The organism is Morganella sp. GD04133, assembly GCF_029835375.1.
Lineage (GTDB): Bacteria > Pseudomonadota > Gammaproteobacteria > Enterobacterales > Enterobacteriaceae > Morganella > Morganella morganii_B.
The window spans coordinates 1-7824 of the sequence record NZ_JAODZS010000065.1 but is presented as its reverse complement, the minus strand read 5'-3'; the positions used below and the strand labels follow the sequence as shown (position 1 = coordinate 7824).

The window sequence follows — 7824 nt, the reverse complement described above, 5'->3', positions numbered from 1 at the left end:
GCGCGTTTTTCAGCGCAGGGATGTTAAAGAGCGGCGGCCTTTATGCTGCTTTTGGTGGGAACAGGTCATCAATTGAGATGGACGCCCCATTTTTATTAAAAAAAGCGACAAGATTTCTGCACATGTTCAAATCAGCTTTACGTCTACCATTCTCGTAATGACTGATGTTTCCCTTTGTGCAACCAAGTGCTATCGCTAAATCAGACTGAGTTAATCCCAGCTCTTTACGGTATCGACTTAAGTTATTCATCCGAACCTCCTGTTTGTTCATTGGATAGTATACATAAAGTAGTTATTTAATCAACGCAAAGTATACATTTTGTCTGTCTACTTTTTTGTATACGCAACGTATAATTAGACTATGAAAACTAAATGGAACGACCTGGCCAAGTCTCTGATGAGAGACAAGGGCTTAACATATGAAGATTTAGCGGAGCACTTTTCTGTTTCGAAAGGTGCTGTAGGGCATTGGATGACCGGTAAGAGAGAGCCATCATTGCAGGATATAGCTGGGATTCTTGCGTATGTCGGCGTTAGAAACCCAGTAATTAACCCAGATGGATCCATTACAGTTAATGAGGAAGACATTATTAAGTATGACCCAATTTACTTATATCCTCTTTTTACAAAAATACAGGCAGGATGCTTTACTGAGAATGGTAATTCATACACTGAGCGTGACGCATTAGAATGGATATCAACAGCAAAAAAAGCCAGCAATAGCGCATTTTGGCTGGAGGTGGAGGGGCACTCAATGACTGCGCCGCAAGGTGCTCGCCCAAGCTTCCCTGAGGGGATGCTGATACTTATCGACCCAGAGCAAGATGTTAAATTTGGTGATTTCTGTGTAGCACGCATGCTTAACGATGAATTCACATTTAAACGATTAATCAGAGAGGGTGAGATGGAATACCTTGAGCCATTAAATCCGAAATTTGAGATGATCCCCATCAATGGTAACTGCCAGATAGTGGGGAAAGTGGTTAAGTCACAGTGGCCGGATGATACCTTTTGATATCGTGTGCTAGTCGCTCTATTGCTTTTTTAAATATTTGTACAATCAAGGGCGATAGAGATTAGTGATAACATTCGGAGGTTTGATGAAATTCAAGTTTATTCTTTTTGGTCTTCTGGTGCTGTCGCCTTTGTCTTTTGCAGATCATATATCTGATTTGGAAGCCAGCGCCACAAAGGGTGATATGGTTGCACAATCATCTCTTGGTCGAAGATACTACGTTGGTGATGGAGTTAAGAAAGATCCGGTGAAAGCAGAAGTATGGTTCACTCTGGCTGCTAAACAAGGAGACCCCCTATCTCAAACAATTTTAGGTCACATGTATTACTACGGTAATGATGGCATTAAGCAGGATTACAATAAAGCAGCAGAATTACTTCTACCAGCATCAAAAAAAGGGATTCAGGAAGCTGAGGCCATTATGGGGCTAATGTATCTCCAGGGCGTTGGTGTAAAACAAAGTTATCACACAGCCAGTAAATTATTCACTTCTGCGGCTAACAAAGGTGAGCCAATGGCTCAGTATAATTTGGGGTTAATGTACGCAAAAGGTGACGGAGTAAGACATAGCTATTCCGTGGCAAAGGAATACTTTGGAATGGCTTGCGATAATGGCATGCAACAGGGTTGCACGGAATACAAACGGCTTCACCTTGAGGGATACTAATAACCCATTAAGCCCACGCAAAGCTAAACCAGCAAGGTTACTAGGTCGAAAATACGCATCCATAGGCAATTAGCCATGAAAAAAATATTTTGGGTCATTGTTCTTATTTTTATTATTTATGTCTCTAACCATCGAGACAAGAAATCTGAAACAATTCAACAATCAGCAGATTACGATTACGCCAAAAGCGAACTAAGAGAAAACTGTCGCAACGCCATTAGCGCAGAAATATACATGGCTAAGGCAATGGTTTATAAAAATAACGGGTCAACCGTTGCGTATCAAAATGCATTGCAAAAGGCTAAGGAGTATGGGGCGGAGGTCGGATATCCTGATGCCGCTGTAGAGGTGAGAGTAATGAGTAATGCTCCGCAAGCAGGACTCGCAGATCTGGATGATTCTGGGATCGTTATAGCACCGCTTGTTGAGGACTGTCTCATTAAACCCGGGACTTATATCATCAACTACAAATCGGCAACGCCTACAAAGAGCTAAACCAGCAGGGGTATTAGACTTACCTTAACCGGTATGCAGTTATAAGCATAACTATGATAAGCGCGACGCACACAGCAGCAAGGGTGCCGCACTGCGTGGTTAAGACTGCATTGGCCTTTTCCAGTTCGATAATTTTAGCTTCTAAGTTCTGCATAGGAACCTCGATAGTGGATGAAATAGTTAAGTGGGTTATTGCAAATACTGAAAGGATTATATCAATCGTTGCAATAATTGCATCATACTTCATTGGTGTTTATTCGAACAGACGTAACGACCGGCGCAAAGAGTTTAATGCAGTGGCAGAGCCGATGCTGGTAATCCTTGAGGAGCATATTGAGCGTCTGAAATCAGGGAGAAAACCACAGGTGACATCTATCGTCTGCGGCTCTCTCTTTCCACAAGAAATCCTGTCAGCATTGCGTCGCCGGATGCCAGAAAAGCAAGCCAATGAAATGGATAAACGGATAAATCAGTATATGGAGTCGATAGCTGAACTAAATTCAGATGGCAGCTACGACAGTGCGATTAAGAACGCATCGGCTCTGATGATGCTCCTGCGTCTTAGATAACAGTAGCCTGACGACACGTTTTAGGGTGTGGATAAAAGTAAATTTGAAATTTTGGCGCCTACAGCCGTATGTTTTTTACTCTAATATCTATGATATACTACATAAGAGTAGCGCAAAGAATGCTGGCTGGAGGTAAATATGAAAAAAGATGATCAACAAAAACCTCGCGAAGCTTTAGATGAATCTTTGTTTTTCTCTGAGATAGAACAGGATTTAGGAAAATAGAGTCCTAAACCGAGCCCTCCCCGCGAGGGCTTTTTTTGTGCCTATCTCTCAACCATCTTTATCGCATCATTCAGTAACGCCTTGATTTCCTTCGTCGGCGCTTCCTTCTTGTGCTGCCTTAGTTCGTCTATCAAATCATCCCGGCAAATGACATCACCACGGCTATTCAGTGTGTACATCACCACCTTGCCGACAATCCCCATTACCTTCTCATAGTGCTCTCGTTGCTCTTCTTCGGTCATAAATCCCCCTATATTTTCGACATAATGGCGATTTATTGACCGCGTCATTGTGATCTGCGTCCAATCGTGACGATTTTTTGAAAATAAATTGTCTTAAAATACAAATAGTTGACATAATCACACTTAAATTGTCTACATTTAGTATTTACTATCGTCTACTTTACGTATACATTAAACACATCAACGGCACGGAGCCAAAGATAAACGGACTTAGCTCTTTAACAGACTGCGCTGAAAAATGCGCGACTTTACAGTTATCTACTGAATACAGTGTGATTCACGCACTTTATTCATCAGATAACCGGAGGTGAATATGAGTTTTCGCGGATATAACTGCGCCAGAAATCGCAGATCAGAGCGTAGAGCAGAGTTACAGGCTGAGTATGCTGTTAATGCAGAACTGAAAGCAGTAGTACACGGTGAACAGGAAGAGAAAGTTAAGCGCACCGTTCTATCCCTCAGTAATAAGCGCATTGGTAGGGTTGATAAAGCTGTATCGGTACGCAGTACGCAGGTTTACGACTCATCAGACAACTGCTGTTTAAGCACTGCCGCTGTGTATTCAACAACGCGGCATCAGTCAAAACCAAAAACGGAATTCGGTATCACAGCCAGAGCATAGCCGGTTGTGTGAGCGCAGATAACAGGAGTGACAATGAAAGATAAGGAATTATGCCCTGTGTGCGGTGAGGGATGGCTTCACCCAAGACAGGAAGAAGTTGAAATCGAATATAAGTCCGAGAAGCACTTAGTCAATACCAAATTTCACACATGTGATGAGTGTGATTGTGATATCGGAACCGAGGAAGACATGTCGTTTAATAAGCAGGCTGTGATTGATCTTAGGCGTGATTGTGATTCTCGCCGGTGAGCGCAGATGCCAATGATCGTAAATTAATTAACATAACAGAGAGGTAGGTATGAAGGAAAATAACGAAGATGGCTGCTCTAACCCGCCATCACTTCAAAGCGGAAATATTGTGATTTTGGCGGCTGATGCTGCGCTGGCAGCAGTTAGATCACACTTTGCAGCGCAAATGGAAGCTGACTATTGGGAGACGGTCAGGTATCAAAGAGCGGCACTTAAGACCGCCCTTGCTTCTCTGGTGGATAGTCAGTAATTGTCGGGTATGGTGAAAGGTTTTGGTGTTTCATCCTTTCTTGTTTTCTCTGCAACGTCACGACATGCCGGAAGTAACTCCGCAACCATTTTAATCATATCCTGTGGCGATTTAACGCCTGGGTCTTTAGATGCCAGCGCCAGAGCTAAATCGTAGGCAACTGACTCTGCGTCTCTGCCACCCTTAAAAACATTAAAAGTCATAAATACTCCATTTCACTGTAGGGGTGATTAGAGTGTATCTGATTTCTCATGTAGGGGTACAGGAGAACCTCAGCCGCCTGATGAGGATAAATAATCAGGCAACTAATCACAGCCCATTCGGTGAGTGGGCTATGGTGAGTTAGATCTTGCTTAATAGCTCGGGAGTTATGTATTTAACCCAATCCACTTTTTTGTCATAAAGGAAGTTGCTGCCACAATGAAAGCAAGTAAAGGCAATATTTTTAGACTTTCCGTCATAGTCCGCACTTGGCTGAAGCTCAGATATTACAGAATCTCTTACGCACTTTGTACATATGTCATGAGGGGGCTTGTCTTTATAAGAAACGGAGTCATACGAATAAACAAGCGTACCCGTAACGAGTTTTTGTGGCTTATATTTTTTAAACTCACGTGCAAACTTTTTAATGTTCAGGAGTTTCTTTTGGAGGTCAGAAATAAGCTCTCTGTTAGATTGTCTTTCATCCTCAAGAAACACAATTCGGTCATATAATTCAGATGATTTATCAATAATTTCCTGAATTTGCTTTCTAACTTCATCATCTACTTTCTTGGTAAATATTTTTTTACCCAGAGAGCCAATATCTTTTAGCGCCTGGTATGAGGTGCCAATAGGCATAATTCAATCCTTTAATTACATTGGGGGTGATTGAATTATACACAGTTACATTACATTGGGGAATGTATGTGACCACCTCGCCTGATGTGGTTAAAAGCAGGCATCCAGTCAGTATTGGGATTGGTGCAGAAGATGGCGTGACATAAGCCACTTTCGCATAGCGGATCATCATTTGTCAGGTGGCTGTGCCAATCACCAATACTGACTAATTTTAATAACGCTAGATTAATTAGGGGCTTAAAATGCCGAATCATGTAACAAACGTAGTGGAAGCAAGCCCGGAAGTTATTAAGGCAATGCTGAATGCTGATGGGCTGGTTGATTTCGAATTAATAATTCCGCGCCACCCAGATTTAACTCTGCCGGGAATGGGTATTTATACCGAGGCAGAAAGCGCGGCAAAGTTGATGTGCAAGGAAAGGGTTCCTGATCATGAGTTGATGGCAAGGATGGAAATGGTCGGTCGCCTGAGAGCGTCCGCCCTTGAAATGACTGATGAGCAATTTGAGCAGTTTGTCCAGATGATGCGGAATAAGCGCAACCACGGGTTTTACAACAGCATGGAATTCGCCAGAGGTGGCTGGGGAACGAAATGGAATGCATACGGGCAGAACGCAGAAAGTCACTCAGATACAACAGTTGAGTTTGAAACCGCCTGGTCACATCCACTACCGGTAATTACCGCCCTGTCAAAGCGTTTTCCGGCAGAGAAAATCGTTGTGAAATACGCAGACGAGGACACCGGAAGCAATTGCGGACGATACACCATGCAGAACGGTGAGTTTGTCGAGCAGGATATTGCTCCTTCTTGGCGCGACCAATCTGACAGCGACAAAAGAAAGTGGACTGAGTTTGCTTTCAAATTACGCAACCCAGACACAGACCCGAAAGAGTATGGGTATAACAAAAATTGGGAATATGTCGAAGGTGAAGACTAACACCCCGCAGCGGGGATAACGAAAGGAAAAAGGAAAATATTATGCATATTGGATGGTATTACTTACACGAAAACGGCGACCTGATTTACAAGCCAGGAAGTGACTCTATTGCTGATATCCGCGACTCTAACTTTGCAAAATGTTCATGGCCACTTGACCAGCACGATAGAAAATCTGCATGGGATTTACTGGTTGAGGCCAGCGCACTTGGAGCCAATAAAGAGCGCATTAATGAATTGGCTGAAAAGTGGAAATGCAATGATGCCGACGCTGATAATTATGCGGGAGTTATTGGCCTTCATATTAAAGCTGACGGTTCGTCATGGTGCGCCCATCTGATGGACTTTATTGATTTGCAGGAATCTCCGGCTGGCTTTGGTGAAACAAAGCTTGAAGCAATGGCTAGCCTGGCTGTTCAGCTTGGTGTTACAGGCGGTCACATATGGAGAAAAACATTCTCAGATTATGTTGTTGGCGAATAATGACTTACATCACGTAGCACAGGGAAGTGCATAGGAGGAAATATGGGAGTAATGACATTCGTAGTTGAGTATGAAGACGGCAAGGAGCCGAAAATCGAAAAGGATTTGGACGTGCTGGGTGGTCGACTGACTGCCGCGGCATTTTACGATTACCGGGATGACTTGCTTACGGAAGATGAAGCTGACGCGGTTAGTGAATGCCTCAGTAACTATGATTTTCATGAAGTATGTGATTTTCATGGTGTCAGCGTGGAGTCAATCAGCAGGAAGCTTGGTATCTGATAACGGAGAAATAACAATGTCAGGACATCCACACGCTGATCTTATGGCTAAGGCGGCAGAGATAGCGAAGACGGATTATTGGTGGAATGAGCACTTCGAGATTTACGCCGGTGAAGAATGCGGATGGATTGAAATGAGTCTCTCCTCATCGTTCATTCGTGAAGAAGAATATCGGCTAAAGCCCCGCTTCATCGACATTAACGGGCATCAGGTTCCGGAGCCTGCACGGGTACCACTGGAGGTCGGGGATAGATATTGGGTTATTACTCTTGAATACGGTGCATGCCCTCACGTATGGACGGGCTCTGATCAGGAAATTTACTGCTGGATTGAGCGCGGACTCATTCACTTAACGGAGGCAGCAGCAGAAGCCCACATAACCGCCCTGCTCTCTTTCACACAGAAGTAACCCACCCTATCCCACCTCGGGATATCAGCAGGTAAACAACATGAAAACTAAACCTTGTCGCGCAATGCTCGATGGCTGCGCGGTGCGTATTGTCACGCCTCAAGCCAAGCGGAATAAGCACGTTCCACGCTGGGTTGAGTATTTAGCGCTTGTAATTGTCGCCGCCGTAGCTGTTATCCCGACGGCGATGTAAGGGGGATTTATGCAGCAACATATTGCAATCACATACGTCAACTCCTGTCACTCCCGGGTGACATTACAGCGTGAACAGGAACTTCACTTTGATGAAACCAGCAAGCTCAGAATCAGCACAGGAAGTGCAGAGGCTGTAATCGCACTGGTTGAAAGCTACAGGGATGTAATCACGGAAGATACGGTAAAGCGCATGGATGCAGCTGACATTGTCGACATGCTACGGAAAGCAGGGTTCGACATGGACGTTATCGCACAACTGGCAGGGAGGAGCGCAGCATGAACGCATACGCAGCACAGGATGCTCAGGAAGAGCGGCGGCTGGAGCATGTGGCGTGGCAGGATGT

At 44.2% G+C, this 7824-nt stretch carries 16 protein-coding genes; 12 read left to right on the top strand and 4 right to left on the bottom strand.

All coding sequences use genetic code 11. The features are described 5' to 3' along the window. Positions 1–40: 40 nt before the first annotated feature. On the bottom strand, positions 41–250 hold the full coding sequence (locus N7387_RS20605; RefSeq protein ID WP_274371844.1) for a helix-turn-helix transcriptional regulator: 210 nt from the start codon (positions 248–250) through the stop codon (positions 41–43). 111 nt (positions 251–361) lie between these two features. On the opposite strand from N7387_RS20605, the gene N7387_RS20600 reads away from it, so the two are divergent. The 4 genes from N7387_RS20600 (at position 362) to N7387_RS20585 (ending at position 2746) form a co-directional block, all read left to right on the top strand. Further along, positions 362–1015, top strand: a complete 654-nt coding sequence (locus N7387_RS20600; protein ID WP_274371843.1) for a LexA family transcriptional regulator — start codon at positions 362–364, stop codon at positions 1013–1015. 85 nt (positions 1016–1100) lie between these two features. Further along, entirely contained in the window at positions 1101–1682 is a 582-nt protein-coding gene (locus N7387_RS20595; protein ID WP_279800871.1) for a tetratricopeptide repeat protein, read from the top strand. A 75-nt stretch (positions 1683–1757) separates the two neighbouring features. Then, positions 1758–2177, top strand: coding sequence for a hypothetical protein (locus N7387_RS20590; protein ID WP_279800870.1), 420 nt, complete (start codon positions 1758–1760; stop codon positions 2175–2177). A gap of 167 nt (positions 2178–2344) precedes the next feature. Continuing rightward, the gene (locus N7387_RS20585) at positions 2345–2746 is read left to right on the top strand and encodes a hypothetical protein (protein WP_279800869.1); all 402 of its coding nucleotides are present in this window, start codon (positions 2345–2347) and stop codon (positions 2744–2746) included. Positions 2747–3012: 266 nt separating this feature from the next. Here the strand turns inward: N7387_RS20585 and N7387_RS20580 are convergent, their stop codons facing one another. After that, positions 3013–3213 (bottom strand): hypothetical protein, encoded by a 201-nt coding sequence (locus N7387_RS20580; protein WP_279800868.1) that lies wholly within the window; start codon positions 3211–3213, stop codon positions 3013–3015. Positions 3214–3868: 655 nt separating this feature from the next. Here N7387_RS20580 and N7387_RS20575 point away from each other — a divergent pair. After that, a complete protein-coding gene (locus N7387_RS20575; protein WP_279800867.1) occupies positions 3869–4084 on the top strand; it encodes a hypothetical protein in 216 nt (71 codons plus the stop codon). 49 nt (positions 4085–4133) lie between these two features. Further along, on the top strand, positions 4134–4334 hold the full coding sequence (locus N7387_RS20570) for a hypothetical protein (protein WP_279800866.1): 201 nt from the start codon (positions 4134–4136) through the stop codon (positions 4332–4334). On the opposite strand, the gene N7387_RS20565 is transcribed toward N7387_RS20570, so the two are convergent. After that, complete coding sequence (locus N7387_RS20565) at positions 4328–4537, bottom strand: hypothetical protein (RefSeq protein WP_279800865.1); 210 nt, start codon at positions 4535–4537, stop codon at positions 4328–4330. The two genes, N7387_RS20570 and N7387_RS20565, sit on opposite strands and share 7 nt — an antisense overlap. Before the next feature lie 139 nt (positions 4538–4676). Further along, on the bottom strand, positions 4677–5174 hold the full coding sequence (locus N7387_RS20560) for a hypothetical protein (RefSeq protein WP_279800864.1): 498 nt from the start codon (positions 5172–5174) through the stop codon (positions 4677–4679). Positions 5175–5416: 242 nt separating this feature from the next. Here N7387_RS20560 and N7387_RS20555 point away from each other — a divergent pair, with 242 nt between their 5' ends. The 6 genes from N7387_RS20555 to N7387_RS20530 are packed head-to-tail and all read left to right on the top strand — an operon-like array spanning position 5417 to position 7760. Beyond that, positions 5417–6112: a hypothetical protein gene (locus N7387_RS20555; protein WP_279800863.1), complete on the top strand. Its 696-nt coding sequence runs from the start codon at positions 5417–5419 to the stop codon at positions 6110–6112. Between the two features lie 41 nt (positions 6113–6153). Then, positions 6154–6594 (top strand): hypothetical protein, encoded by a 441-nt coding sequence (locus tag N7387_RS20550; RefSeq protein ID WP_279800862.1) that lies wholly within the window; start codon positions 6154–6156, stop codon positions 6592–6594. Positions 6595–6636: 42 nt separating this feature from the next. Continuing rightward, positions 6637–6876: a hypothetical protein gene (locus tag N7387_RS20545; protein ID WP_279800861.1), complete on the top strand. Its 240-nt coding sequence runs from the start codon at positions 6637–6639 to the stop codon at positions 6874–6876. A gap of 16 nt (positions 6877–6892) precedes the next feature. Continuing rightward, positions 6893–7285: a hypothetical protein gene (locus tag N7387_RS20540; RefSeq protein WP_279800860.1), complete on the top strand. Its 393-nt coding sequence runs from the start codon at positions 6893–6895 to the stop codon at positions 7283–7285. A 40-nt stretch (positions 7286–7325) separates the two neighbouring features. Beyond that, positions 7326–7478: a hypothetical protein gene (locus tag N7387_RS20535; protein ID WP_162837892.1), complete on the top strand. Its 153-nt coding sequence runs from the start codon at positions 7326–7328 to the stop codon at positions 7476–7478. A 9-nt stretch (positions 7479–7487) separates the two neighbouring features. Next, positions 7488–7760 carry a hypothetical protein gene (locus tag N7387_RS20530; RefSeq protein WP_070577943.1) on the top strand — a complete coding sequence of 91 codons (273 nt, stop codon included), beginning with the start codon at positions 7488–7490 and terminating at the stop codon, positions 7758–7760. Positions 7761–7824 lie beyond the last annotated feature (64 nt).

Bases quoted from the DNA above. Each gene is read 5' to 3' on its own strand.
- N7387_RS20605 (WP_274371844.1), bottom strand. From the start codon at position 250: ATGAATAACTTAAGTCGATACCGTAAAGAGCTGGGATTAACTCAGTCT.
- N7387_RS20600 (WP_274371843.1), top strand. From the start codon at position 362: ATGAAAACTAAATGGAACGACCTGGCCAAGTCTCTGATGAGAGACAAG.
- N7387_RS20595 (WP_279800871.1), top strand. From the start codon at position 1,101: ATGAAATTCAAGTTTATTCTTTTTGGTCTTCTGGTGCTGTCGCCTTTG.
- N7387_RS20590 (WP_279800870.1), top strand. From the start codon at position 1,758: ATGAAAAAAATATTTTGGGTCATTGTTCTTATTTTTATTATTTATGTC.
- N7387_RS20580 (WP_279800868.1), bottom strand. From the start codon at position 3,213: ATGACCGAAGAAGAGCAACGAGAGCACTATGAGAAGGTAATGGGGATT.
- N7387_RS20575 (WP_279800867.1), top strand. From the start codon at position 3,869: ATGAAAGATAAGGAATTATGCCCTGTGTGCGGTGAGGGATGGCTTCAC.
- N7387_RS20570 (WP_279800866.1), top strand. From the start codon at position 4,134: ATGAAGGAAAATAACGAAGATGGCTGCTCTAACCCGCCATCACTTCAA.
- N7387_RS20565 (WP_279800865.1), bottom strand. From the start codon at position 4,537: ATGACTTTTAATGTTTTTAAGGGTGGCAGAGACGCAGAGTCAGTTGCC.
- N7387_RS20560 (WP_279800864.1), bottom strand. From the start codon at position 5,174: ATGCCTATTGGCACCTCATACCAGGCGCTAAAAGATATTGGCTCTCTG.
- N7387_RS20555 (WP_279800863.1), top strand. From the start codon at position 5,417: ATGCCGAATCATGTAACAAACGTAGTGGAAGCAAGCCCGGAAGTTATT.
- N7387_RS20550 (WP_279800862.1), top strand. From the start codon at position 6,154: ATGCATATTGGATGGTATTACTTACACGAAAACGGCGACCTGATTTAC.
- N7387_RS20545 (WP_279800861.1), top strand. From the start codon at position 6,637: ATGGGAGTAATGACATTCGTAGTTGAGTATGAAGACGGCAAGGAGCCG.
- N7387_RS20540 (WP_279800860.1), top strand. From the start codon at position 6,893: ATGTCAGGACATCCACACGCTGATCTTATGGCTAAGGCGGCAGAGATA.
- N7387_RS20535 (WP_162837892.1), top strand. From the start codon at position 7,326: ATGAAAACTAAACCTTGTCGCGCAATGCTCGATGGCTGCGCGGTGCGT.
- N7387_RS20530 (WP_070577943.1), top strand. From the start codon at position 7,488: ATGCAGCAACATATTGCAATCACATACGTCAACTCCTGTCACTCCCGG.